This window comes from Bradyrhizobium sp. 45 (assembly GCF_023073155.1).
Taxonomy (GTDB): domain Bacteria; phylum Pseudomonadota; class Alphaproteobacteria; order Rhizobiales; family Xanthobacteraceae; genus Bradyrhizobium; species Bradyrhizobium canariense_D.
The window spans coordinates 1,554,025-1,576,791 of record NZ_JADPIX010000122.1; the positions used below are offsets into that span (position 1 = coordinate 1,554,025).

Here is a 22,767-nt window from a genome sequence, read left to right on the forward strand (position 1 = left end):
CACCCTCACCCCAACCCTCTCCCGCAAGCGGGAGAGGGGGCGCAGCTTCCTCGTGACGTACCGGTAAACTCATTCTCTCGCTTTTTATCGAATTTTCCGCGGCAAAACTGATCTGCCGACTTTACCGGATTCTCGCGTTTGTTCCCTAGCCTCTGTTCCCAGAGGAACTCGGCGTCCTGCCGGCACAAGCAGGATGGCCAGCCAAGAACTGGGGTCATCGGGATGAACGGCGCGACAACACTTCTGCAGGATCTGGACGACGCAATCGCACGCGGCACCGACGAAAGCCGGACCAAGGCGTTGTGGCATGCGACCGACATTCTGATCACCGGTCGCTACAGCGACGACGAGATCAGCACGTTCGGCGAAGTCATCGGCCGGCTCGCCGACGAGATCGAGGTCGCCGCACGGGTGCAGCTCTCCGAGGTGATGGCAGCCTGCGATCACGCTCCGCTCAATGTCATTGCGCAACTCGCGATCGCCGACGAAATCGAGGTCGCCGGTCCCGTGCTGCGCGATTCCAATCGTATCGACGAGAAGCTGCTGGTCGAGAGCGCCATGACCAAGAGCCAGTCGCATCTGCTCGCGATCGCCCAGCGCAAGTCGATCGGCGAGGCCGTCACCGACGTGCTGGTCAAGCGCGGCGACCAGGAGGTCGTGACGTCGGTCGCCAAAAACGAGGGCGCGCGCTTTTCAGGTTCGGGTCTGCTCCACATGGTCCGCCGCGCCGAGGGTGACTCGATTCTCGCCGAGCAGCTTGGCCTGCGCAAGGACGTGCCGCGTCACATCTTCCAGCAACTGATCTCGAAGGCGTCGGAGGACGTCCGTCGCCGGCTCGAGCACGAGCGCCCGGAAATGATGGCGCAGATCCAGAGCTCGGTAAGCGACGTCACCGGCGATCTGCAGTCCAAGTTCGGCCCGTCCTCGCGCAGCTATTTCGTTGCCAAGCGCGTGGTGACGACGCAGTACCGGCAGGGCAACCTCAACCAGGACTCGATCTCGAACTATGCTCGCCAGCACCGGTCCGACGAGGTGCAGATCGGCCTGTCGCTGTTGTCGTCGCTGCCGGTCGACGTGATCGAGCGTGCGATGATGGACCGCAATCGCGAGATGATCCTGGTGCTGTGCAAGGCGCTCGACTTCTCCTGGGACACCACCATGTCGCTGCTGTTCCTCGGCGCCAAGGATCATCTGATCACGGCGCGCGAGCTCCACGACAACGAGCGCGATTTCGGCAAGCTCAAGATCGAGACCTCGCGCAGCGTCTTGAAGTTCTACCAATCGCGCAAGACCGGCACCGATCCCGTCACGGGTCGTCAGCCCGAGCTGCAGGTGCACTGAGCGGTACACCGAACAGGTACACCGAGCATCATCCGGGAATTGGCAGGGAGTATTTTCAATGTTGCCTCAATTCGGCACCGCAGTTCGCAAGAAGAACCTCAACAACGCCGCAGCCGGCGAGATCGGCGGCGGAGCAGCGGACCAGGCCTCGGTCGATGCGGCATGGCTCGTGCTGGAAGCCGCCAACGACCTCGGCGACCATGCCGCGATCGAGGCTTGCCGCCGCGTCATCGACGCCGAGCTGAACGGCACGGCGGCCGGCAGCGCGGATGTCGATCTCGTGCTCGGGTATTTCAGGTAGACTCCGCGGGCGTCCGCTCCATCCGCGCGATAGCGGCTGTTTCCACACCGTCATTGCGAGCGCAGGGCACCGCCGTCGCTCCTTCAACGGCACATTAACGCGCCGACAGCCCCAGACCGGGCGGCCATCCCGCGAACACGCGCATCGCACGCAGCTGTGATCTCCGGAACCGGCCGACGCGGGTAACGACCGAAGCTCCCCTTCGTACAGCCTTCAGCGAGCGTAGTCTCGCAGAGCTGATGGATGTGAAACCGGGGAGACATGGTCGGATGAAAGAGTTCAACGTCGCTGAGGTCGGGGGCGGTTCCTATCGTCCTCTTGCCATTCTGCGCTGGGTCATGGTGATCATCTTCGTATCGTTTGGCATGCAGAAATTCACGCCGCAATCTGCGCAGGGCATCGCGCAGTTCATCAGCAACAGCCCGTTCATCTCCTGGCTGTCGGTGTTCGGCCTGAGGGGAGAGGCCTATGTCCTCGGTGTCGCTGAATTCGTGATTGCGGCGCTGCTCGCGGCAGGCAGCTTCAGCCCGGTTTCGTCCGCCCTCGGTTCATTCATGGGCATGGTGACCTTTGCGATCACCTGGTCGTTCTTCTTCACGACGCCCGGTGTGGTCAAATGGAGCCTTTCATCCGATCCGATGGCGTGGAATCTGACCGGCGAATTTCTGTTCAAGGACATCGTCCTGCTGTGCGTTTGCGCGGTGTTGTTTCTGGCCTCCCTGCCGCAATCGGTTGTCCGGCTGCGCACCGGGTGATCGTCAGGCCGTCTCTCACCGCCGGATCCGGTAGAGGACGCCGTTCTCGCCGTGACGGAACGTGGTTCGCTCGAGGAGATAGTTGGACTTCTCCAGAACTCGGCGCGATGCGCCATTGCCGACATAGACCAGGCCAATGAGGGACGGCAGCTCATGGTGTAACAGTCCAATATCGGTGAGTGCGGTCGCGGTCTCGCTTGCAAGGCCACGGCCCCAGAATTCGCGCTTGAACGCGTAGGCAATCTCGATCTCGTCGACATCGTCCACGAGGATATGCCTGATGCCCGCTCGCCCGGCGAATGCCCCGTCTTTCGTTCGCAGCACCCACAGACCGAAGCCATGCTGATCCCAATGCGCCATATTGGCGTCGAGATAGGTCTTCGTCTTCTCCGCCGAACGGACGCCGCCGAGATAGCGCGAAACCTCGGCATCGAGATGCAACGCGACGAGGTCGGCGAGATGATTTTCACGAAGCCTTTCGGCGCTGAGCCTCGCCGTTCTGAAATGTTCCATTGGGAACAGATAGCCGCTTCCGAGGTGGGGCGTCGAGTAACATTGACGCGGAATGACTTGGCTGGCAGTGCTTTTCACCGTTGCAAGGACGCGCTTTCAGTTGGGCGGCCGGCCCGGGGCGAATGTTCCCAAGCGGAGTGGCAATGGATTTCGAGCGCGACATAGCCAAGATCAGCGGGATCGCTGCGGTCTCGACCATCCTCGACGTGGTCAGCCGGACCACCGGCATGGGGTTTACGGCCGTTGCCCGCGTCACCGAGGACAGGTGGATCACATGTGCCTCGCGTGACGAACTTGCGTTCGGGCTGAAACCCGGTGACGAGCTCAAGGTCGAGACCACGATCTGCCATGAGATCCGGCAGAGCCGCGAGGCGGTCGTCATCGAGAATGTCAGCAAAGACGCCGGCTACTGCAAGCATCACACGCCTGCACAATATGGCTTCCAAAGCTACATCTCCGTGCCGATCATTCTGCCCGACGGTTCATTCTTCGGAACTCTTTGTGCGATCGATCCGAAGCCGCGCAAGCTTCGGACTCCCGAAGTCATCGGCATGTTCAAGCTTTTTGCCGAGCTGATCGCGTCTCATCTCGACGCGGCCGAGCGCGTCGAACTGATCGAGAACAGGCTCGCGCTGGAACAACGCAATGCGGAACTGCGCGAGCAGTTCATCGCCGTGCTCGGTCACGACCTCCGAAACCCTCTTGCCTCGATCCAGGGCGGCCTGCGGCTTCTGAACAAGAAGGTCGATGACGAGGGGAAGAACTGGATCAACCTCCTGCAGGGAAGCGTGGGCCGGATGGCGGGCCTGATCGACAATGTCATGGACTTCGCCCGCGCGCGGCTCGGCGCCGGGATGCAGCTCAAGTTGAAAGAACAGCCACTCGAGCCTGTCATCAGGCAAATCGTCGCGGAGTTCGAGAACGTGCACCCGGATCGCGTCATCGAAACGGTCGTCAACGTTCCGGGACCTGTGAGAATCGACGCCGACCGCATAGGTCAGATGCTGTCCAATCTTCTCGGCAACGCGATTTCCTATGGCGCCGCCGACAAGCCGATCAGGGTGCTGGCGCAGACGACCGGCGCTGGCTTTGATCTCAGCGTTGCCAACAAAGGCGCGCCAATTCCGGCTGATGCGATCCCGCGCCTTTTCACTGCGTTCGATCGCGGCGACGTTCTGCCGAACCAGAAAGGGCTTGGGCTCGGACTGTACATTGCCCAAGAGATCGCGCGCGCCCATGGCGGGTTGATCGTCGCGTCGTCGATGCGAGATGAAACGGTGTTCACCGCGACGTTTCCGGCGAGCCCGGCCCGCGGCTGAGAAGGCGTGCTACGCCGGCCTAGCTTGCCGTCACGAAGCGTCGCGCCAATTCTCCGACAATACCATCATGCGCCTGTTTTGCGCGACGGTGCAACCGGCGAACAGCTGATAGCGCTGATTGTGCGAGGCTCTTTCCGGATGCGGTCCGGCGATTTTCTTGCGGGCAAGGCATTGTGCCTCTTCAGAGAGAGAGCTGCACGAAAACGTCCAGAGGATGTGAATTGGTTCACACACACGTGGTCGCTCCGGATTTACGGTACGCCTAATTCCGCGTAGAGCGGCCCGTTCGAACTATCTCGCTCAAGAGGGAGTTCAGGCTATGGCTAGCATCGTGTTGGGAATTGTCATTTCCATTTTACTATCGACACAAGCCTCCGCAGATCAGGTCCGTGACGCCGCGTCCGACCTGGTTCCTTCGCTGGTGCGCTGGTCCATCACGTTGTTGGGCCTGGTGGTGGCAGGCCGGTTGGCCTGGCAGGCTTTTGGCCGCGCGGTCAACATTGCCGAAGTCCCGACTTTCCCGCGATACATGACGACCCGGCAGCAGTATCGATTGGGCGGGTTCATCTTTGTCGTATTCTCATGCGGCTTCTTCCTTCTTCTCATCCATGAGAACCGCGACGTCATTGCCCTGGCGCCGCTGGTTCCTGCATTTCCAGTAGCCTTCATAGAGGCTGCGAAAAGTCAGTCTGCTCCGTACCTGACCGTCGTCGCCGCAATGGGGATCGTGTATCTGTTCCTCCTGACGAAGGAGGCTCAATGGAACGTCCTGCTGATGGTGCGCGATGTGATCCAGAGCTGGATCAGCGTGCCTCAGCTCGCGAAGCAGATCATGGCGCAAATCCGCTTTTCGCTGCGTGTGCCGCAGGAGGTGCTCTCGAAAGTCATCGCGAATTCTCCAGATGTCGTCGATCAGGACTTCCGCAAGGATCCGAACACCCCGGATCGGATGTGGGCGGAAATCTGTTACATGAAATGGTGGCTGACGCAGGGACGCGACACCGGAGATGACGCCACCTTCTTCACCGAGGACAGCTTTGGTTTCGACAAGCTGATGGCAGACTTCCAGCAGGGGGCGCCGACGATGAGCCAGTGGAAGGCTGGGACGTTGACGGGCCTTGCTGCGCCCCAGGCCACGCAACTGATCAAGGACCTCTACAACCGATTTGCCCGGCTTGTCGCGTGTTACCTGATCTATCGCAACGGCTCCCGCATCGACCTGCGCAATGAGGCCAGCAAATTCGGCATCGAAATCGATGCGCCCATTCACGACAATCCGCTACGGTACTGGATCGTCTATATCATTGCCTTGATCTGCTCCGTTTATCTGGGCGTGACCATTTCGGCCGTGATTTATGACGTGCTGCAAGGCAGAGGCGTCGTCTGGGCGCAGGACCCCAATCGCTCGATTGCATGGGTCATGTATTCGCTTTGCAATTATGGATTGGCAATCGTCGTCGTTCTCTTGCTTCGATTTGCGATGTCATCTCTGGGAAGCGATTCAGATCAGTCCCACCTCACCACTTATTGCTGGAGCTTCCTGGTCGCGCTCGCCGTAGGGCCCGCTGGTCTGACGTTGGCCGTGCATAACTTTGGCGAGGGCAATTTGCGGGAAATGTCCCTTGCCAGCCTTTACTTTGCGATGTTGCGGTGGGGCCTCGGGCCGGCGCTCGTGACAGTCTATATTTCGTACTATCTCGACAGGCAGAGCTGCTCCGATCTGCCGGACATCGACAATTCGATGCGAACGGTCGCGTGGCGGCTGTTCAATTGCTTCGGCTTTGCGGCAACCAATGTGTTCTTGCTTCTGCCCCAACTGCTGTCGCTGATGGCACAGGAGGGGGCAATCTGGGAAACCAATAAGCTGCGCTTCATTGCGGCTGGGACGACGTTCTGCCTGGCATTCGGCCTCGCATTGGCCGCGCAGTTCGCGCTCAAGAAGGAGCGGATTGGAACGGTGCTGGCGCATAAACCGGCTTGACGCCAGATATGGTCGGTCGTGGCGATGATGGCATCATGCTCCTGTTTTGCCCGACGGAGCAACTGGCGCAGCCCTGCGGCCGGACGATTTTCGCACAAGTGTAAGTCATTGATTTCACAACACCCGTCTACTGTGCATGGGGTTGTTTTCGCAGTTTTTTGTTTGGGGCCTACCCCGCCCCGAACGCGACCGCGACATTGTAGGTCAGAAGGCTCGCGGCATAGGCCAGCACCAGCATGTAGAAGAAGGTGACGGCCATCCAGGTCCAGCTTCCGGTCTCGCGCCGGATCACGGCCAGCGTCGATGCGCATTGCGGGGCAAAGATGTACCAGGCAAGCATCGACAGCGCGGTCGCGAGCGACCATTTCGTCGCCAGCACCTGGCCGATCTGCTCGGCCGCTTCCTTGCCGCCTTCGATCGCATAGACGGTGCCGAGCGCCGCGACCGCGACCTCGCGCGCCGCCATGCCGGGGATCAGCGCGACCGCGATCTGCCAATTGAAGCCGACCGGCGCCAGCAGCGGCTCGAGTGCCTTGCCGATGATCGCAGCGAGGCTGAAATCGATCGCCGGTTCGGTGGCGCCTGCGGGCGGCTGCGGGAACGAGGCCAGGAACCAGATCAGCACCATCATCGAGAAGATCGTGGTGCCGGCGCGGTGCAGGAACATCTTGGCCCGCGTGTAGACGCCGATCGCGATCGATTTCAGCCGCGGCATCTTGTAGTCCGGCAGCTCCAGCATGAACGGCGCCGGCGCATAGTCGCGCAGCATGAAGAATTTGATGAGAAACGAGACCAGCAGCGCGCTGATGATGCCGGCAGCGTAGAGGCCGAACATCACGAGGCCCTGGAGGTTGATGAAGCCCCAGACGTCTTTGGCCGGAATGAAGGCGGAGATGATCAGCGTGTAGACGGGAATGCGCGCCGAGCAGGTCATCAGCGGCGCGATCAGGATCGTGGTCAGCCGGTCGCGCTTGTTGTCGATCACGCGCGTCGCCATGATGCCGGGGATGGCGCAGGCGAAGCTCGACAGCAGCGGAATGAAGGCGCGGCCGTGCAGGCCGGCGCCGCCCATGATGCGGTCCATCAGGAACGCGGCGCGCGCCATGTAGCCGAAATCTTCCAGCAGCAGGATAAACAGGAAGATGATGATAATCTGCGGAAGGAACACGATGACGCTGCCGACGCCTGAGATCACGCCGTTCTGAAGGAAGCTCTGCAGCAGGCCGGCGGGTAAGGTCGCGTGCACGAACTCGCCGAGGGAGTCGAAGCCGGAATTGAGCAACTCCATCAGCGGCTGCGCCCAGGCGAACACCGCCTGGAACATCACGAACAGGATCGCCGCGAGCACGATCAGCCCCCCGACGGGATGCAGCACGACCGCGTCGATCCGCGCCGTCCAGGTGTCGGGCCGGCTGGGCAGGCTGACGCAGTCGGCGATGATGCGGTCGGCTTCGCGCTGGGTGGCGCGCAAGTCGGCCACGCTGAGCGCCCGCCAATTGTTCTCTCCCGGCTCGGCGGCGAGCTTTGCCGAAATCTCGTCGGTCAGCGACAGCAGGTCGGCCGTGCCGCCCTTGCGCACCGCGATCGAGGTGACCACGGGCACGCCGAGCTCCTTGGCGAGCCGCTCGACGTCGACAGTGATGCCGCGGCGGGTCGCGATGTCGAACATGTTGAGCACGAGGATCATCGGCCGGCCGGTGCGCTTGAGCTCCAGCAGCAGGCGGATGGTCAGGCGCAGATTGGTCGAGTCCGCCACGCACAGCACGAGGTCGGGCACGATCTCGCCGGTGGCCTTGCCGAGCACGAAGTCCCGGGTGATCTCCTCGTCCGGGCTCCGTCCGCGCAGCGAATAGGTGCCCGGCAGGTCGACCACGGAGACCTGGCGTCCCAAGGGCGTGACGAAGAAGCCTTCCTTGCGCTCGACGGTGACGCCGGGATAGTTCGCGACCTTCTGCCGGCTGCCGGTCAGCGCATTGAACAGCGAGGTCTTGCCGCTGTTTGGCGTGCCGACCAGGGCGAGATGCAGCAGGGGTGCTTCCATGGAATTGGGGTCCGGTCGCTTCAGGCGACGATAATGGCCATGGCTTCGCGACGGCGGACCGCGATGGTGATGCTGTCGACCCGCACGGCGATCGGGTCGCGGCCGACCAACCCCTCGTGCAGGATCTCGACCCGCGCGCCCTCGACGAAGCCGAGCTCGATCAGCCGACTCTCGAGTTCGATGTCCGAGAGTGCCGAGCCTGCGTCCTTGGGGGAAAGGTGCTGGATGACGCCGGTATAGCCGCGCTGGGCCAGGCCCAGCGGCATCTGCGGACGCGTATCATGGATGTCGGTCATGCCCTGTATTTTCAACGCAGGGCATCGAGGTCAAGCGCGCTCGGTCGCTGAAACTGCACCTTAGAGTGATTTTAAAGTACCAGCTTCGTGACAGAAGCGATCGGCGCCAGGATCGGCATCAAGGATCGGCGCAAAGACGGCTACTGGGCCGGGACCTTTTCCGCCTGGATGGCGGCCATGGCGCGGCTCTTGAAGTAGTCGAGCACGAACAGGCGGATCGCCGAGGACAGATTGCCCTGCTGGCGGTTGCTGTCGATCTCGCCGACCAGCTCGGACAGCGTCATGTTGCGCAGGCCCGAGATCTCCTTCATGCCGTTCCAGAACGCCTCTTCCAGGCTGACACTGGTCTTGTGGCCGGCGACGACGATCGACCGTTTCACGACGGGCGACTTCATGGCTGCTCCTCGCAATCGATCCGGTGCTGGTCCAGGTGCGTCTTCGCCTGATCCGCGCGCGTCTCCTCCGCCGACCGCTCCGCCTTCGTGCGGCCGAACTTCGTTCGGTTGGCGTCCGCCTGCTTCGCCGTGGCTTCCCGCTCGGCGCGCTTCCGGAAACGATTCAGGTTGATGACGTTCGCCATGTCGCGTCTCCATCATCCGATCCTCCGTGGGCAGGATGAAACATTCAGAAACTGTGCGCCGAATTGCGCCCGATGAGACTTGATCGCCATTCGCTTGTCCTCGTCAATCGACCCTTGGGCCATCAAACGATGAATTCCGCCCCGTGGGGGCGGAGGGGCTACGTAACACGCAATCCCGCCGCGACATTGACGGTAATCAAATCCCGTCCTTTAAGCCCTACATTTAATGGAGCTAGGGGCTCCGTATCATTACGGATGGCTATCGGAATTCGGAATTTATCCCGGGCTGGTCATCTTCTCGGGGCGCACCAGGCGGTCGAATTCCTCGCTTGAGACGAAGCCAAGCCGCAGCGCCTCTTCCTTCAGGGTGGTGCCGTTGGCATGCGCCGTCTTGGCCACCTTGGCCGCGTTGTCGTAGCCGATCTTGGGGGCGAGCGCCGTCACCAGCATCAGCGAGCGCTGCATCAGTTCCTTGATGCGCTTCTCGTCGGCGCGGATGCCGCTGACGCAATGCTCGGTGAAGGAGCGCGCGGCGTCCGCCATCAGCCGGATCGAGTGCAGCATGTTGTAGGCCAGTACGGGCTTATAGACGTTGAGCTCGAAATGGCCCTGGCTGCCGGCGACCGTGATCGCGGTGTGATTGCCGAACACCTGGCAGCACACCATCGTCATCGCCTCGCACTGCGTCGGATTGACCTTGCCCGGCATGATCGAGGAGCCCGGCTCGTTCTCCGGCAGCATGAGTTCGCCGAGGCCCGAACGCGGACCCGATCCGAGCAGGCGGATGTCGTTGGCGATCTTGAACAGGCCTGTCGCGACCGAATTGATGGCGCCGTGCGCCGATACATAGGCGTCGTTCGAAGCCAGCGCCTCAAATTTGTTGGCCGCGCTGGTGAACGGCAGCTTGGTAATCCCGGCAACGTGCTTTGCGAACAGTTTTGCAAAGCGCGGCTTCGAATTGAGGCCGGTGCCGACGGCGGTGCCGCCCTGCGCCAGCGGATAGAGCTCCTTCACCGCGACCTTGAGCCGGGCGATGCCGCTTTCGACCTGTGCGGCATAGCCGGAAAATTCCTGGCCGAGCGTCAACGGCGTCGCGTCCTGGGTGTGGGTGCGGCCGATCTTGACGATCTTTGCGAACTCCTTCTCCTTCTTGCGCAGTGCACGCAGCAATTCGCCAAGGGCAGGGACCAGATCGGCGGTAATGCGGCTTGCCGCCGCGATATGCATCGCGGTCGGGAACGAGTCGTTCGACGACTGGCTCATGTTGACGTGATCGTTGGGATGCACCGGCTTCTTGGCGCCAAGCTCGCCGCCCAGGATCTCATTGGCGCGGTTGGCGATGACCTCGTTGAGATTCATGTTGCTCTGGGTGCCCGAGCCGGTCTGCCACACCACCAGCGGAAAATGATCGTCCAGCTTGCCCTCGATCACCTCGCGCGCAGCGCGGATGATGGCGTTGGCGCGGCGCTGGTCGAGCAAACCGAGCTCCTGGTTGGACTGCGCTGCGGCGAGCTTGACGATGCCGAGCGCATGCACGAGCGAGATCGGCATGCGATCGATGCCGATGCGAAAATTCTGGCGCGAGCGTTCGGTCTGCGCGCCCCAATAACGATCGGCGAGGACCTCGATCGGGCCGAAGCTGTCGGTCTCGGTGCGGGTCGCCGGGCGCGAGGAGCCGTCGGTCTTCGAGGGGGAAGTCTTCGAGAGGGAAGTTTTGGCCATGAGCACATCCATTCCGCCGCGCGAAATGCCGCGCGGCCTCATCATGTGCCTCTATATAGGGAGTTTGGCCGCCTGCGACGGGCGCCGACCCGATCTAGATCATTTCTTGCGGAAACGATCCAATCGCACGACTTCGGCGCCGCCCTGGTTCGGAGCCGCCGGCTCCTCAGTGCCTTCCGCAGGGTCAGTGGCAGGGGCCACCGCGACCGCGGACGGGGCGGGAGCGGCCGGCAAGGTCTCGGCCGAGACGTCGGCGACATCGGAGGTGTCGAACTGGAGGCCGAATTTCACGGACGGATCAAGGAAGCTCTTGATGGCGCTGAACGGCACGATCAGCCGCTCCGGAATGCCGCCGAAAGACAGGCCGACCTCGAAGCGGTCCTCGAGCACGGTCAAATCCCAGAACTGGTGCTGCAGGATGATTGTCATCTCTTCTGGATATTGGGCCAGCAGCCGCGACGACAGCTTCACGCCCTCCGCCTTCGACACGAAGGTGATGAAGAAATGATGCTCGCCGGGTAGTCCCTGGGACGCGGCGTCGGTCAGCACCTTGCGCAACACGCCGCGCAGCGCGTCGCGGGCCAGCACATCGTATCGGATATGATCGGTCGCCATGGTGGTCCTGTTGCATTCCAGGAGCTGGGCCCTGCCGGCCCGACTCGCCAAGTCGCAATAGTACCGCGCCTGACGGGTCAGCAGGAGTCCCCGCGGGGTAGGAAATAAGAGGTAAGTGGAGGCTTCTGTTGCCAGGTGCCTCCGAACCCCGCCTAACGGAGCTTAACCCGTTAGGACTTCAGAATGGTCTTTCAAACTGCGTTACGCAGCCTGAGCAACCGGAGCAAAGTTGTCGTTGGCAACTATTGCATAGCCCGATAACGGCGGAACAATACCGGGAAAAAGAACGCCCTTTACGCCCTCGTCGATCCTATTTCGCCCCCGCCAAAGCCCGCTTTCAGGGCCAGCCCGCTGGTGGGCTTTGGTGGAGGCGCCGGGTACCGCCCCCGGGTCCGAATGGTTTATTGCGACGACCGTTTATTTCCATAGCCGGCGAACCGGCACTCCCAATATAGGGGGCAAACGTTTCAAATAACAGGTGTTTCGAGGGATCATTCCGAGGTTCCCTCTGGATAGGTTCCCGGCAGGCTTGGCCGCCTGCCGGCCGGCGTTCTAAGCTCCTGACATGTCCGAGGATTCCGCACCGGTCGCGCAACAACGAGTTCAAGAGCCGGACGGTCCAGCCACCAGCGCCGTTCCGCCGGGCTTGCTCGCGCTGTTCCTCGCCTTCGCCAGGATGTCGCTGGCGGGCTTCGGAGGGGTTTTGGTATTCGCCCGGCAGGCCATCGTCGAGCAGCACCGCTGGATGACGGCGGACGAGTTCAACGAGACTTTTGCGCTCTGCCATTTCCTGCCCGGGCCCAACATCGTCAATCTCTCGATGGTGTTCGGCGCGCGGCTGCGCGGGATCGCCGGCGGCATTGCCGCCTTTGCAGGGCTGTTGCTGCCGCCCACGCTGATCATGACGGTGCTCGCGATCATCTACGCCCGGTTCGGCGATGTGGACGTGCTGCGCCGCATCCTCGCGGGCATTTCCTGTGCGGCCGTCGGCCTCTTGATCGCGGTGGTCTTCCGGATGATGACGCCGCTGCTCAAGCGGCTGGACGCCTTGGCGCTCATCCTGATGCTGGGCGTGTTCCTCGCCATCGGCGTCCTTCGCCTGCCGCTCCAGGCCGTGCTTTTGGTCGCGATCCCCGTCAGCGTCGGCGCCACTTTCCTGATGCGGCGGAAGGTAGCAGCATGAACGCGGAGAACCCGATCTGGGGGCTGATCTCGACCTTCGGTCTGATGTCGCTGTTCGCGGTCGGCGGTGCCGCGGCGGCGGTGCCCGAGATGCACCGCATCGCGGTCGATGTGCATCACTGGATGACCGACAAGCAGTTCGCCGATGCCTATGCGATCGCGCAGCTCTCACCAGGTCCGAATGTGCTTATCGTCACGTTGATCGGCTATGCTGTCGCCGGCATCCCCGGCGCCCTGGCGGCGACTTTGGCCATGTGCCTGCCCACCGCGTTGCTTGCCTATTATGTCAGCCGGCTCCTCAACCGGCCGAACCAATCGCGCTGGCCCGGGCTGATCCAGGCTGCACTGGTTCCGCTCTCGATCGGCCTGATGGCGGCGAGCGCCCTGATCCTCGCCGAGTCGACCGATCGTACGCTTGCTGCGCTGCTTCTGACCGCGACGGTTGCAGTGGTCGCATCCGTCTCGCGCATCAATCCACTATGGATTTTGCTCGTCGGGGGCTTGTTGGGTTTTGCTGGCATTGTGTAATGAAAATGGCTAGGCAGGGATCCGGGCGGGGGCATCGATTTCCAGCCGATTAGAACAACAGTGCTCGTGGCTTACGGGTCGCGGAGGAGACATGCATGGCCGATACGATGGGCCACTCGGCGACAGCCAACCGAAACACCTCGGTGGTGATCAGCTTTTGTCTGCTGGCCATAGCGCCGCAGATTTTCGAATTCATCTGGTCGTTCGGGACGATCTTTGGCTGGGGCGCTGGACGCGGGCCGGCCGCCGTCGTCATCAGCCACGCGACTGCGCTGCTCGCGGGGGCGCCCGGCGCGTTGCTCGGGGCGGTCGGCGGTGACACCAAGAAGGCGTCATCCGATGTGCTGCTGGCGCTGATCTATTCCTATCCGATCTTTGCGGTGGCGATTCTCACGTTCTTCATGACGATCAGGTCCGCGCAGGACTATGTCGGCGGAATCGTGCTGATGGCGCTCGCCTTGTTCGCACTGTGGGCCTCTAGCGATTTGCAGGGGATGCGGGGCTTCTCCTTTGGCGCCGGCACGGCGCCGCGGATGTTTGGCGGGCTCCTCGTCGCACTTGGCGCCGGCATCGCGTTGACGGGGCTGCTGACCGACGGGCCCAGCATGGCGCACTATGCCTGGCGTGGGCCGCTCTTCGTGATGTTCTCGATCGTCTTCTTCGCGCTGGCGATTCGTCCGCTTGGGGTGGTGGTAACGGCGTTCGCAAGCTTCATGATCGCGGCGATGGGTACGCATGAGACACGCTGGGTCGAAGCGCTCATTGTCGGCGCCTGCCTGACGCTCGGCTGCGCGCTGCTCTTCCCCTACGTGCTAGGCCTGCCGATGCCGATGTTCCCGCGCTTCCTGGTTCAGTGAGGGTGTGATGTTCGATCTCTTCCACAATCTGGGCCTTGGTTTCGGTGTGGTGTTTCAGATCTCCTGGTGGTCACCCTGGTGGCTCTACGGTCTGTCGCTCCCGATCTCGATCAATATTCTCATGTGCCTGATTGGCGCATTGGTTGGCACACTGGTCGGCGTGCTGCCCGGTATCGGCACCGTCGCAACCGTGGCGATGCTCCTGCCGATCACGTTCGGATTGCCGCCGGTCGGCGCGCTGATCATGCTCGCCGGCATCTATTATGGTGCCCAGTACGGCGGCTCCACCACCTCGATCCTGGTCAATATTCCCGGTGAGGCGACGTCGGTCGTTACCGCCATCGACGGTCACCAGATGGCGAAGCAAGGCCGTGCCGGCCCGGCGCTGGCGATCGCGGCGATCGGCTCGTTCTTCGCCGGATGCGTTGCGACCGTGCTCATCGCCGTGCTCGGTGCGCCGCTGACCAAGCTCGCTCTGGCGTTCGGCCCGGCGGAATATTTCTCGCTGATGGTGCTCGGCCTGATCTTTGCGGTGGTGCTGGCCAAGGGCTCGGTCCTGAAAGCGATCGCGATGATCGTGTTCGGCCTGATGCTGTCGATGGTCGGCTCCGACATCGAGACCGGCGCCTCGCGCATGGCGTTCAACATTCCGGAGCTTGCCGACGGTCTCGGCTTTGCGACGGTGGCGATGGGCGTGTTCGGCTTCGCCGAGATCATCCGCAACCTCGACGCCGGCGCCGAGATGAACCGCGACCTCGTGCAGCAGAAGATCACCGGCCTGATGCCGACCAGGAAAGACCTGATCGACTCGGCGCCTGCGATCCTGCGCGGCACCGTGCTCGGATCGATCCTCGGTATCCTGCCGGGCGGCGGCGCGGTCATCGCGTCCTTTGCGTCCTACACGCTCGAGAAGAAGATCGCCAAGAACCCGTCGCGGTTCGGCCGCGGTGCGATCGAAGGCGTGGCGGCGCCGGAAAGCGCCAACAATGCCGCGGCGCAGACCTCCTTCATCCCGCTGCTGACACTCGGCATCCCGCCCAATGCCGTGATGGCGCTGATGGTGGGCGCGATGACCATCCACGGCATCGTGCCCGGTCCGCAGGTGATGCAGAAGCAGCCGGAGCTGGTTTGGGGCATGATCGCCTCGATGTGGATTGGCAATCTGATGCTGATCATCATCAACCTGCCGCTGGTCGGAATCTGGGTGCGGCTGTTGCGCGTCCCTTACCGGCTGATGTTCCCCTCGATCGTGATCTTCTGCGCGATCGGCATCTACTCGGTGAACAACGCGCCGGTCGACGTCATCCTGGCAGGCGTGTTCGGTCTGGTCGGCTACTGGCTGATCAAGCACGATTTCGAGCCGGCGCCGCTGCTGCTCGGCATGGTGCTCGGACCGCTGATGGAAGAGAACCTGCGCCGCGCGCTGCTGATCTCGCGCGGCGACTGGAGCGTGTTCCTGACGCGTCCGCTGTCGGCCGTGCTGCTCGGCATCGCCGCTTTCCTCCTGGTGCTCACGGTGCTGCCGGCGTTGCGTGCCAAGCGCGACGAGGTGTTCACCGAATCCGAAAACTAGGGGCGCCGCCAGCGTCGGCGCGCCGTGACCCGAACCCAAGCCGGCAAGTTGGCCAGCAGGATCAATCTGATAGACAAGGGGCGGGACGCTGAGTTCCGCCCCTTGTCGTTTGCACCGGGAGCGCTCACTTTTCCGGGTATAATGCGCATGGATGGCGAATCGCCGCTGTCGCAGCGCGGGGGCGGCCGCTAAGTTCGCCGCCTCCCCAAAGGCTCACGCACATGCACCAGTATCAGGACCTGCTCGAGCGGATTCTTTCAGACGGCGCCGAAAAGACCGACCGGACCGGCACCGGCACGCTGTCGGTGTTCGGCCATCAGATGCGCTTCAACCTGTCCGCCGGTTTTCCGATGCTGACGACAAAGCGCCTGCCGCTGAAGGCGATCGTGCACGAACTGTTGTGGTTCCTGAAAGGCGATACCAACATCAAATATCTGCGCGACAACGGCGTCACCATCTGGGACGAGTGGGCCGACGCCAACGGCGATCTTGGCCCCGTCTACGGCCACCAGTGGCGCTCCTGGCCCGCGCCGGACGGACGCAGCATCGATCAGATCGCGAATGTGATCGACATGATCAAGCGCAACCCGGACTCGCGCCGCCTGATCGTCTCGGCCTGGAATCCGGCCGAGGTCGACAAGATGGCGTTGCCGCCGTGCCACTGCCTGTTCCAGTTCTATGTCGCCAACGGCAAGCTGTCGTGCCAGCTCTATCAGCGTTCGGCCGACGTGTTCCTCGGCGTCCCCTTCAACATCGCCTCCTACGCACTGCTCACCATGATGGTGGCGCAGGTCACGGGCTTGAAGCCCGGCGACTTCGTGCATTCGTTCGGTGACACCCATCTCTATTCCAACCATCTGGAGCAGGCGAAGCTCCAGCTCACGCGCGCACCGCGCGCGCTGCCGGTGATGCGGATCAACCCCGACGTGAAGGACATCTTCTCCTTCCGTTACGAGGACTTCGAGCTCGTCGGCTACGATCCGCATCCGCACATCAAGGCCGCGGTCGCGGTCTGAAGTCGATGCAGCTCAACATCCGCCGTGTGCGTCCCGGTGAGGCCGGGCTGGTTCTCGCTTTCATCCGCGAGCTCGCCGAGTACGAAAAACTTTCGCACGAGGTCGAGGCGACCGAGGCTGACATCGCCGACGCACTGTTCGGCGAACGACCGCAACTCCATTGCGCTCTCGCCGAGTGGAACGGCGAGCCGGTCGGCTTCGCGGTGTGGTTTGCGAATTTTTCGACGTTCAGCGGCCGCCACGGCATCTATCTCGAAGATTTGTATGTGCGGCCATCGCATCGGGGCAGGGGCCTCGGCAAGGCTCTGCTCGTGCACCTCGCCAGGGAATGCGTCGAGAACGGCTGGTCCCGGCTGCAATGGGCGGTGCTTGACTGGAACGCGCCGTCGATCGCGTTCTACAAATCGCTCGGTGCCATCATGCTGGAGGACTGGACGCTGTGCCGCGTCACCGGTCCGGCGCTGACGCGGCTTGCCGGGAGCGCGACCTGATGGAGATCGTCTTCGTCGTCGCGATCGCGGAGAACGGCGTCATCGGGGCCGGCAACGCAATGCCGTGGCGAATGAAATCCGACATGGCGCGCTTCAAGGCGCTCACGATCGGCAAGCCCGTGATCATGGGCCGCAGGACCTTCGAATCCCTGCCCCGGCCGCTTCCCGGCCGCACCAACATCGTCGTCACGCGCGATGCGGATTATCGCGCCGCCGGCGCCATCGTGACGACATCGACTGCCGCCGCAGACGCCATCGCGCGCGGCGATGCCCTGCGGCGTTCGGTCGCCGAGATCGCCGTGATTGGCGGCGCCGAAATCTTTCGGCAATGGCTCGATCGCGCCGATCGCCTCGAGATCACCGAAGTGCATGCCCGGCCCGAAGGCGACACGCATTTCGACATCGACAGGGCAGAGTGGGATGAGGTTGAACGCATCCGTCATCCTGCCGGACCCCACGACAGCGCCGACTACTCCTATGTGACATATCGTCGGCGGGCAGGCCATTAACCGCATTTGCCAATGTTAACATTGACTTTTCTGCCCCCAAGCTTAGCTCGGAGGGCGGCGAGGGCTGCGTTGTAAGGGACCTGCCTGTCCCCTATAAAGCCGGACCGGACAAAGCGGGCGGGGGCAATTTCACCCTGCCGAGGAGAGCGTCGAATGCCGTGGAAGAATCAGGGCGGTGGCCCATGGGGCTCGGGTCCGAAGGGACCATGGGGCAACGGCCCGCAACCGGTCGGGCCAAGGCCGCCGGATCTGGAAGATCTTCTGCGGCGCGGCCAGGATCGCCTCCAGCAGATCATGCCGGGTGGCTATTTCTCCGGCATCGGCATCACGCTGATCGTGCTGCTCATCGTCGCGTTCTGGCTGCTGTCGGGCTTCTTCCGGGTGCAGTCCGAAGAGCTCGGCGTCGTGCTGCGCTTCGGCAAGCATGTCCGCACCGTGGAGCCCGGCCTGAACTACCATCTGCCCTATCCAATCGAGACCGTGCTGCTGCCAAAGGCCTTGCGCGTTTCCACCATCTCCATCGGCATGACGCTGATCGACGACCCGGCGCGGCGCGGCCGCTCCATTCGTGACGTGCCGGAAGAGAGCCTGATGCTGACCGGCGACGAGAACATCGTCGACGTCGACTTCACCGTGCTCTGGCGCATCAAGCCCAACGGCGTCGGCGATTTCCTCTTCAACATCCAGAATCCCGAAGGCACCGTGAAGGCGGTCGCCGAGAGCGCGATGCGCGAGGTGATCGGCCGCTCGCAGATCCAGCCGATCCTGACCGGCGCGCGCAACGTTACCGAACAAGGCGTACAGGAACTAATCCAGAAGACCCTGGACAGCTACGGCGCCGGCATTCAGATCAGCCAGGTGCAGATGCAGAAGGTCGACCCGCCGGCGCAGGTGATCGACGCCTTCCGCGACGTCCAGGCGGCGCGCGCCAATCTCGAGCAGCTGCAGAACGAGGCGCAGACGTATGCCAACCAGGTCGTGCCGCAGGCACGCGGGCGTGCGGCGCAGATCATGCAGGCCGCCGAAGGCTACAGGGAGCAGACCGTCGCCGAGGCCAAGGGCCAGAGCTCGCGCTTCCTGAAGGTTTACGAGGAATACAAGAAGGCGCCCGACGTGACGCGTGAACGGATTTATCTGGAGACGATGGAGCGCGTGCTCGGCGGTTCGGAAAAGCTCATTTATGACGGCGGCCAGTCGGGCCAGGGCGTCGTGCCTTATCTGCCGCTCAGCGAGTTGACGGCCAAGCGGCCGCCTGCAACCGGCCAGCAGACGACCGGAGGCAACCGATGAGATCTCCGGTCACAGGTATCGTCACGCTGCTCGGCCTCCTGCTCGTCGTGATCGTGGGCTACATGTCCCTGTTCACGGTGGCGCAGACCGAGCAGACCATCGTGCTGCAGTTCGGCAAGCCCGTCGATGTCGTTACCGCTCCCGGCCTGCACTTCAAGGCGCCGTGGAATTCGGTGATCAACATCGACAAGCGCATCCTCGATCTGGAGAACCCGTCGCAGGAAGCGATCGCGTCCGACCAGAAGCGGCTCGTGGTCGACGCCTTCGCGCGTTACCGCATCAAGGACGCGCTCCGCTTCTATCAGAGCATCGGCTCGATCCAGGCCGCCAACATCCAGCTCACCACGCTCTTGAACGCTGCGCTGCGCCGCGTGCTCGGCGAGGTCACCTTCATCAACGTGGTCCGCGACGACCGCGAGAAGCTGATGCAGCGCATCCGCGATCAGCTCGACCACGAGGCCGACGGCTACGGCATCCAGGTCGTCGACGTCCGGATCCGCCGCGCCGATCTGCCGGAGCAGAACAGCCAGGCGGTCTATCAGCGCATGAAGACGGAACGCGAGCGCGAAGCCGCCGAGTTCCGCGCGCAGGGCGGCCAGAAGGCCCAGGAGATCCGCTCCAAGGCCGACCGCGAGGCGACCGTGATCGAGGCGGATGCAAGGTCGCTGGCCGAGCAGACGCGCGGCGTCGGCGATGCCGAGCGCAACCGTCTGTTCGCCGAAGCCTACGGCCAGGACGCGGATTTCTTCGCCTTCTACCGTTCGATGGCGGCCTATGAGACCGGGCTGCGCGCGAACGACACCCGCTTCCTGCTGCGCCCGGACTCGGATTTCTTCCGGTTCTTTGGTAACCCGTCCGGCAAGACGGCGACCACGACGCCAGCGAAGCCGTAAGTGAGACAAGGGCGGCAAGTCTGGCCGCCCTTCGTCCAGACAAGAACAGCACAACGGGAGGTTCCAATCCGATGAGGTCCATTGCGTTCGCCGACTTCCTCATCGGTTTGGGCATCCTGTTCGTGCTGGAAGGCTTGATGTTCGCGGCAAGTCCGGCCTGGATGCGCAAGGCCATGAAAAGCGCGATGGCCACGCCGGATAACGTCCTGCGGGCGGTCGGCATTGGTTCGGCCGTGGCCGGCCTGGTCCTGATCTGGGTTATGCGACGTCCAATTTAGCCGTCGCACCAACGCCAAAGTGAAGGCGAGGGACCGGTTTTCGCCTTATTATCCGGGTCTTGAGGCCCGTTAAGGTCCGCGCTTGCGCCGTCCCCCCGTTCGAGCGCAGTCTTGACGTCGAATCCTTGTTTCCTGGAGATCACAATGACCGCTGCCACCATTGCCCCGACCCGTTTGCGCTTAGGGCTGGCCGCGCTCGCCGTTGGCGCTTTCAGCGCACTCGGCACACCGGCCTATGCGCGCGGACCGGATGGCATCGCCGACGTCGCCGAGAAGGTGATTGACGCGGTCGTCAACATCTCGACCTCGCAGACCGTCGAAGCCAAGGGCGGGGGCGGCGGCAGCAATGCCATGCCGCAACTGCCGCCCGGTTCGCCCTTCGAGGAGTTCTTCGACGACTTCTTCAAGAACCGCAAGGGTCCCGGCGGCGGCAGCAAGGGCGGCGAGAACAGCCCGGCGCCGCGCAAGACCAACTCGCTCGGAAGTGGCTTCATCATCGACACGTCAGGCGTCGTCGTCACCAACAACCATGTCATCGCGGACGCCGATGAGATTAACGTCATTCTCAACGACGGGACCAAGATCAAGGCCGAACTGGTCGGAGTCGACAAGAAGACCGACCTTGCCGTGCTCAAGTTCAAGCCGTCGAAGCCGCTGGTGTCGGTGAAGTTCGGTGATTCCGACAAGCTGCGCCTCGGCGACTGGGTCGTCGCGATCGGCAATCCTTTCAGCCTCGGCGGCACCGTGACGGCCGGTATCGTTTCGGCGAAGAACCGTGACATCTCCTCAGGTCCCTACGACAGCTACATTCAGACCGACGCCTCCATCAACCGCGGAAATTCCGGCGGTCCGCTGTTCAACCTCGATGGCGACGTCATCGGCGTCAACACGCTGATCATCTCGCCGTCCGGCGGCTCGATCGGCATCGGCTTCGCCGTACCGTCGAAGACGGTGGCGGGTGTCGTCGACCAGCTCCGCCAGTTCGGCGAATTGCGCCGCGGCTGGCTTGGCGTGCGCATCCAGAGCGTCACCGACGAGATCGCCGAGAGCCTCAACATCAAGCCGCCGCGCGGCGCGCTGGTTGCCGGTGTCGACGACAAGGGCCCGGCCAAACCGGCCGGCATCGAGCCCGGCGACGTCGTCGTCAAGTTCGACGGCAAGGACGTCAAGGACCCGAAGGATCTGTCTCGCGTGGTCGCCGACACGGCGGTCGGCAAGGAGGTCGACGTCGTCATCATCCGCAAGAGCCAGGAGGAAACCAAGAAGGTCACGCTCGGCCGGTTGCAGGATGCCGACAAGGTGCAGGCCGCGGTGAAGACCGACGAGCCTCCGCCTGAAAAGACCGTGACACAGAAGGCGCTCGGCCTCGATCTCGCCGCGCTGAGCAAGGACCTGCGTGCGCGCTACAAGATCAAGGACAGCGTCAAGGGCGTGGTCGTCACCAATGTCGACGCCAATTCGGATGCCGCCGAGAAGCGCCTCTCGGCCGGCGACGTCATTGTCGAGGTGGCGCAGGAGGCCGTCTCCAGCGGCGCCGACATCCAGAAACGGGTCGACCAGCTCAAGAAGGACGGCAAGAAATCGGTGCTGCTGCTGGTGTCGAACGCCGACGGCGAGCTGCGTTTTGTCGCGCTGAGCGTGCAGTAAGAGCGCTCGCTTTCACCTCTCGTCATGGCCGGGCTTGACCCGGCCGTCCACGCCTTGCCATGCGGACGAGCGTAACGTGGATGCCCGGGACAAGCCCGGGCATGACGGCGGAGAGGAGGAGGCTACGCCTCCACGAACTCCTCGCGCCGATACCCCTGCGCGTACAGCAGCGCGGTGAGATCGCCATGATCGATCCGCGCCGCCGCAGCGGCGGCCACCGCGGGCTTGGCGTGATACGCCACGCCCAGCCCCGCCGCCTGGATCATCGCGAGATCATTGGCGCCGTCGCCGACCGCCAGCGAGTCGATGTCGTCGAGATCGAACGATTCCATCAGATCCACCAGCGTCGCGAGCTTTGCCGCGCGCCCCAAAATCGGCTCCTTCACCTCGCCAGTGAACTTGCCGTCGCGGACGACGAGCTCGTTGGCGCGGTTCTCCTGGAAACCGATCCTGGTGGCGACCGCGCTGGTGAAAAGCGTGAAGCCGCCGGAGACGAGGCAGGCATAGGCGCCATGGGCGCGCATGGTCGCGACCAGTTCGCGGCCACCCGGCGTCAGCGTAATGCGCTTGGCCAGCACCTCGTCGACGGCACTGGCGGGAAGGTCCTTGAGCAGCGCGACGCGCTCGCGCAGCGCCGGCTCGAACTCGATCTCGCCGCGCATCGCGCGCTCGGTGATGGCGGCCACATGGGCCTTCACCCCGACGAAATCGGCGAGCTCGTCGATGCATTCCTGACCGATCATGGTGGAATCCATGTCGGCGAGAAAAAGCTTCTTGCGCCGGAAGCCGACTGGCTGCACCACGATGTCGATGGGCAGGTCGCCGCGAAGCTCGCGGAGCCGCTGCTCGATGGCGTGACGGTCGCCTTCGAGGTTACTGTCGGCGCCGAACGGGATGTCGACTGCAACCCCGTCGAACAGCCAGTGCGCGGGAGCTGCCTGAGGCAGCACGGCGCGGGCGCCGTCGACGATGGTCGAGTCGAGCGCGGGATTATTCGGGTTGCAGATCAGCGTGGCAACGAGGGACATTTGAGGTTTTC

24 protein-coding genes and 1 other RNA gene are annotated in these 22,767 nt (G+C 63.1%); 16 read left to right on the forward strand and 9 right to left on the reverse strand.

Going from position 1 to position 22,767, the window contains the following annotated elements; translation table 11 throughout:
- The first annotated feature begins 222 nt into the window (after positions 1–222).
- From IVB42_RS27840 to IVB42_RS27850, 3 genes are all read left to right on the forward strand, one after another.
- Positions 223–1,341, forward strand: a complete 1,119-nt coding sequence (locus IVB42_RS27840; protein WP_018454318.1) for a DUF2336 domain-containing protein — start codon at positions 223–225, stop codon at positions 1,339–1,341.
- Between the two features lie 58 nt (positions 1,342–1,399).
- On the forward strand, positions 1,400–1,642 hold the full coding sequence (locus IVB42_RS27845; protein WP_018454319.1) for a hypothetical protein: 243 nt from the start codon (positions 1,400–1,402) through the stop codon (positions 1,640–1,642).
- 269 nt (positions 1,643–1,911) lie between these two features.
- Positions 1,912–2,397, forward strand: coding sequence for a DUF417 family protein (locus tag IVB42_RS27850; RefSeq protein WP_085360657.1), 486 nt, complete (start codon positions 1,912–1,914; stop codon positions 2,395–2,397).
- Between the two features lie 15 nt (positions 2,398–2,412).
- On the opposite strand, the gene IVB42_RS27855 is transcribed toward IVB42_RS27850, so the two are convergent.
- Entirely contained in the window at positions 2,413–2,910 is a 498-nt protein-coding gene (locus tag IVB42_RS27855; RefSeq protein WP_018454321.1) for a GNAT family N-acetyltransferase, read from the reverse strand.
- A 143-nt stretch (positions 2,911–3,053) separates the two neighbouring features.
- On the opposite strand from IVB42_RS27855, the gene IVB42_RS27860 reads away from it, so the two are divergent.
- Both IVB42_RS27860 and IVB42_RS27865 read left to right on the forward strand, forming a co-directional pair.
- Complete coding sequence (locus tag IVB42_RS27860; protein WP_018454322.1) at positions 3,054–4,229, forward strand: GAF domain-containing sensor histidine kinase; 1,176 nt, start codon at positions 3,054–3,056, stop codon at positions 4,227–4,229.
- Positions 4,230–4,548: 319 nt separating this feature from the next.
- Positions 4,549–6,210 (forward strand): hypothetical protein, encoded by a 1,662-nt coding sequence (locus IVB42_RS27865; protein ID WP_018454323.1) that lies wholly within the window; start codon positions 4,549–4,551, stop codon positions 6,208–6,210.
- A gap of 169 nt (positions 6,211–6,379) precedes the next feature.
- On the opposite strand, the gene IVB42_RS27870 is transcribed toward IVB42_RS27865, so the two are convergent.
- The 7 genes from IVB42_RS27870 to ssrA all read right to left on the reverse strand — a co-directional run bounded on the left by IVB42_RS27870 (position 6,380) and on the right by ssrA (position 11,945).
- Positions 6,380–8,251, reverse strand: coding sequence for a ferrous iron transporter B (locus tag IVB42_RS27870; protein WP_018454324.1), 1,872 nt, complete (start codon positions 8,249–8,251; stop codon positions 6,380–6,382).
- Positions 8,252–8,271: 20 nt separating this feature from the next.
- On the reverse strand, positions 8,272–8,547 hold the full coding sequence (locus IVB42_RS27875) for a FeoA family protein (RefSeq protein WP_018454325.1): 276 nt from the start codon (positions 8,545–8,547) through the stop codon (positions 8,272–8,274).
- A 140-nt stretch (positions 8,548–8,687) separates the two neighbouring features.
- Positions 8,688–8,942, reverse strand: coding sequence for a ribbon-helix-helix domain-containing protein (locus IVB42_RS27880; RefSeq protein WP_018454326.1), 255 nt, complete (start codon positions 8,940–8,942; stop codon positions 8,688–8,690).
- Positions 8,939–9,127, reverse strand: coding sequence for a DUF4169 family protein (locus IVB42_RS27885; RefSeq protein ID WP_018454327.1), 189 nt, complete (start codon positions 9,125–9,127; stop codon positions 8,939–8,941). Before IVB42_RS27885 ends, IVB42_RS27880 begins: the two co-directional genes overlap by 4 nt.
- A gap of 276 nt (positions 9,128–9,403) precedes the next feature.
- Entirely contained in the window at positions 9,404–10,849 is a 1,446-nt protein-coding gene (gene fumC / locus IVB42_RS27890; protein WP_244561280.1) for a class II fumarate hydratase, read from the reverse strand.
- Between the two features lie 99 nt (positions 10,850–10,948).
- Entirely contained in the window at positions 10,949–11,464 is a 516-nt protein-coding gene (locus IVB42_RS27895; protein ID WP_018454329.1) for a ClpXP protease specificity-enhancing factor SspB, read from the reverse strand.
- Positions 11,465–11,578: 114 nt separating this feature from the next.
- Positions 11,579–11,945, reverse strand: a transfer-messenger RNA (tmRNA) gene (gene ssrA, locus IVB42_RS27900).
- An 84-nt stretch (positions 11,946–12,029) separates the two neighbouring features.
- Here ssrA and IVB42_RS27905 point away from each other — a divergent pair.
- The 11 genes from IVB42_RS27905 to IVB42_RS27955 all read left to right on the forward strand — a co-directional run bounded on the left by IVB42_RS27905 (position 12,030) and on the right by IVB42_RS27955 (position 21,728).
- Entirely contained in the window at positions 12,030–12,647 is a 618-nt protein-coding gene (locus tag IVB42_RS27905; RefSeq protein ID WP_247394830.1) for a chromate transporter, read from the forward strand.
- On the forward strand, positions 12,644–13,174 hold the full coding sequence (locus tag IVB42_RS27910) for a chromate transporter (protein ID WP_018454331.1): 531 nt from the start codon (positions 12,644–12,646) through the stop codon (positions 13,172–13,174). Before IVB42_RS27905 ends, IVB42_RS27910 begins: the two co-directional genes overlap by 4 nt.
- A gap of 95 nt (positions 13,175–13,269) precedes the next feature.
- On the forward strand, positions 13,270–14,031 hold the full coding sequence (locus IVB42_RS27915; protein ID WP_018454332.1) for a tripartite tricarboxylate transporter TctB family protein: 762 nt from the start codon (positions 13,270–13,272) through the stop codon (positions 14,029–14,031).
- 7 nt (positions 14,032–14,038) lie between these two features.
- Positions 14,039–15,604 (forward strand): tripartite tricarboxylate transporter permease, encoded by a 1,566-nt coding sequence (locus tag IVB42_RS27920; protein WP_018454333.1) that lies wholly within the window; start codon positions 14,039–14,041, stop codon positions 15,602–15,604.
- Between the two features lie 221 nt (positions 15,605–15,825).
- Complete coding sequence (locus IVB42_RS27925; protein WP_007613362.1) at positions 15,826–16,620, forward strand: thymidylate synthase; 795 nt, start codon at positions 15,826–15,828, stop codon at positions 16,618–16,620.
- A 5-nt stretch (positions 16,621–16,625) separates the two neighbouring features.
- A complete protein-coding gene (locus IVB42_RS27930; RefSeq protein ID WP_018454334.1) occupies positions 16,626–17,111 on the forward strand; it encodes a GNAT family N-acetyltransferase in 486 nt (161 codons plus the stop codon).
- Positions 17,111–17,620 carry a dihydrofolate reductase gene (locus IVB42_RS27935; RefSeq protein WP_018454335.1) on the forward strand — a complete coding sequence of 170 codons (510 nt, stop codon included), beginning with the start codon at positions 17,111–17,113 and terminating at the stop codon, positions 17,618–17,620. The genes IVB42_RS27930 and IVB42_RS27935 overlap by 1 nt, the downstream gene beginning before the upstream one ends.
- A gap of 153 nt (positions 17,621–17,773) precedes the next feature.
- Entirely contained in the window at positions 17,774–18,910 is a 1,137-nt protein-coding gene (hflK, locus tag IVB42_RS27940; protein ID WP_007600977.1) for an FtsH protease activity modulator HflK, read from the forward strand.
- Complete coding sequence (locus IVB42_RS27945; protein WP_018454336.1) at positions 18,907–19,803, forward strand: protease modulator HflC; 897 nt, start codon at positions 18,907–18,909, stop codon at positions 19,801–19,803. Before hflK ends, IVB42_RS27945 begins: the two co-directional genes overlap by 4 nt.
- Positions 19,804–19,874: 71 nt before the next feature.
- On the forward strand, positions 19,875–20,081 hold the full coding sequence (locus IVB42_RS27950; RefSeq protein WP_018454337.1) for a DUF2065 domain-containing protein: 207 nt from the start codon (positions 19,875–19,877) through the stop codon (positions 20,079–20,081).
- A 144-nt stretch (positions 20,082–20,225) separates the two neighbouring features.
- A complete protein-coding gene (locus IVB42_RS27955) occupies positions 20,226–21,728 on the forward strand; it encodes a Do family serine endopeptidase (protein ID WP_018454338.1) in 1,503 nt (500 codons plus the stop codon).
- 122 nt (positions 21,729–21,850) lie between these two features.
- Here IVB42_RS27955 and serB read toward each other — a convergent pair whose 3' ends face one another.
- Positions 21,851–22,756 carry a phosphoserine phosphatase SerB gene (gene serB / locus IVB42_RS27960; RefSeq protein WP_018454339.1) on the reverse strand — a complete coding sequence of 302 codons (906 nt, stop codon included), beginning with the start codon at positions 22,754–22,756 and terminating at the stop codon, positions 21,851–21,853.
- Positions 22,757–22,767: the final 11 nt, after the last annotated feature.

Bases quoted from the DNA above. Each gene is read 5' to 3' on its own strand.
- IVB42_RS27840 (WP_018454318.1), top strand. From the start codon at position 223: ATGAACGGCGCGACAACACTTCTGCAGGATCTGGACGACGCAATCGCA.
- IVB42_RS27845 (WP_018454319.1), top strand. From the start codon at position 1,400: ATGTTGCCTCAATTCGGCACCGCAGTTCGCAAGAAGAACCTCAACAAC.
- IVB42_RS27850 (WP_085360657.1), top strand. From the start codon at position 1,912: ATGAAAGAGTTCAACGTCGCTGAGGTCGGGGGCGGTTCCTATCGTCCT.
- IVB42_RS27855 (WP_018454321.1), bottom strand. From the start codon at position 2,910: ATGGAACATTTCAGAACGGCGAGGCTCAGCGCCGAAAGGCTTCGTGAA.
- IVB42_RS27860 (WP_018454322.1), top strand. From the start codon at position 3,054: ATGGATTTCGAGCGCGACATAGCCAAGATCAGCGGGATCGCTGCGGTC.
- IVB42_RS27865 (WP_018454323.1), top strand. From the start codon at position 4,549: ATGGCTAGCATCGTGTTGGGAATTGTCATTTCCATTTTACTATCGACA.
- IVB42_RS27870 (WP_018454324.1), bottom strand. From the start codon at position 8,251: ATGGAAGCACCCCTGCTGCATCTCGCCCTGGTCGGCACGCCAAACAGC.
- IVB42_RS27875 (WP_018454325.1), bottom strand. From the start codon at position 8,547: ATGACCGACATCCATGATACGCGTCCGCAGATGCCGCTGGGCCTGGCC.
- IVB42_RS27880 (WP_018454326.1), bottom strand. From the start codon at position 8,942: ATGAAGTCGCCCGTCGTGAAACGGTCGATCGTCGTCGCCGGCCACAAG.
- IVB42_RS27885 (WP_018454327.1), bottom strand. From the start codon at position 9,127: ATGGCGAACGTCATCAACCTGAATCGTTTCCGGAAGCGCGCCGAGCGG.
- fumC (WP_244561280.1), bottom strand. From the start codon at position 10,849: ATGGCCAAAACTTCCCTCTCGAAGACTTCCCCCTCGAAGACCGACGGC.
- IVB42_RS27895 (WP_018454329.1), bottom strand. From the start codon at position 11,464: ATGGCGACCGATCATATCCGATACGATGTGCTGGCCCGCGACGCGCTG.
- IVB42_RS27905 (WP_247394830.1), top strand. From the start codon at position 12,030: ATGTCCGAGGATTCCGCACCGGTCGCGCAACAACGAGTTCAAGAGCCG.
- IVB42_RS27910 (WP_018454331.1), top strand. From the start codon at position 12,644: ATGAACGCGGAGAACCCGATCTGGGGGCTGATCTCGACCTTCGGTCTG.
- IVB42_RS27915 (WP_018454332.1), top strand. From the start codon at position 13,270: ATGGCCGATACGATGGGCCACTCGGCGACAGCCAACCGAAACACCTCG.
- IVB42_RS27920 (WP_018454333.1), top strand. From the start codon at position 14,039: ATGTTCGATCTCTTCCACAATCTGGGCCTTGGTTTCGGTGTGGTGTTT.
- IVB42_RS27925 (WP_007613362.1), top strand. From the start codon at position 15,826: ATGCACCAGTATCAGGACCTGCTCGAGCGGATTCTTTCAGACGGCGCC.
- IVB42_RS27930 (WP_018454334.1), top strand. From the start codon at position 16,626: ATGCAGCTCAACATCCGCCGTGTGCGTCCCGGTGAGGCCGGGCTGGTT.
- IVB42_RS27935 (WP_018454335.1), top strand. From the start codon at position 17,111: ATGGAGATCGTCTTCGTCGTCGCGATCGCGGAGAACGGCGTCATCGGG.
- hflK (WP_007600977.1), top strand. From the start codon at position 17,774: ATGCCGTGGAAGAATCAGGGCGGTGGCCCATGGGGCTCGGGTCCGAAG.
- IVB42_RS27945 (WP_018454336.1), top strand. From the start codon at position 18,907: ATGAGATCTCCGGTCACAGGTATCGTCACGCTGCTCGGCCTCCTGCTC.
- IVB42_RS27950 (WP_018454337.1), top strand. From the start codon at position 19,875: ATGAGGTCCATTGCGTTCGCCGACTTCCTCATCGGTTTGGGCATCCTG.
- IVB42_RS27955 (WP_018454338.1), top strand. From the start codon at position 20,226: ATGACCGCTGCCACCATTGCCCCGACCCGTTTGCGCTTAGGGCTGGCC.
- serB (WP_018454339.1), bottom strand. From the start codon at position 22,756: ATGTCCCTCGTTGCCACGCTGATCTGCAACCCGAATAATCCCGCGCTC.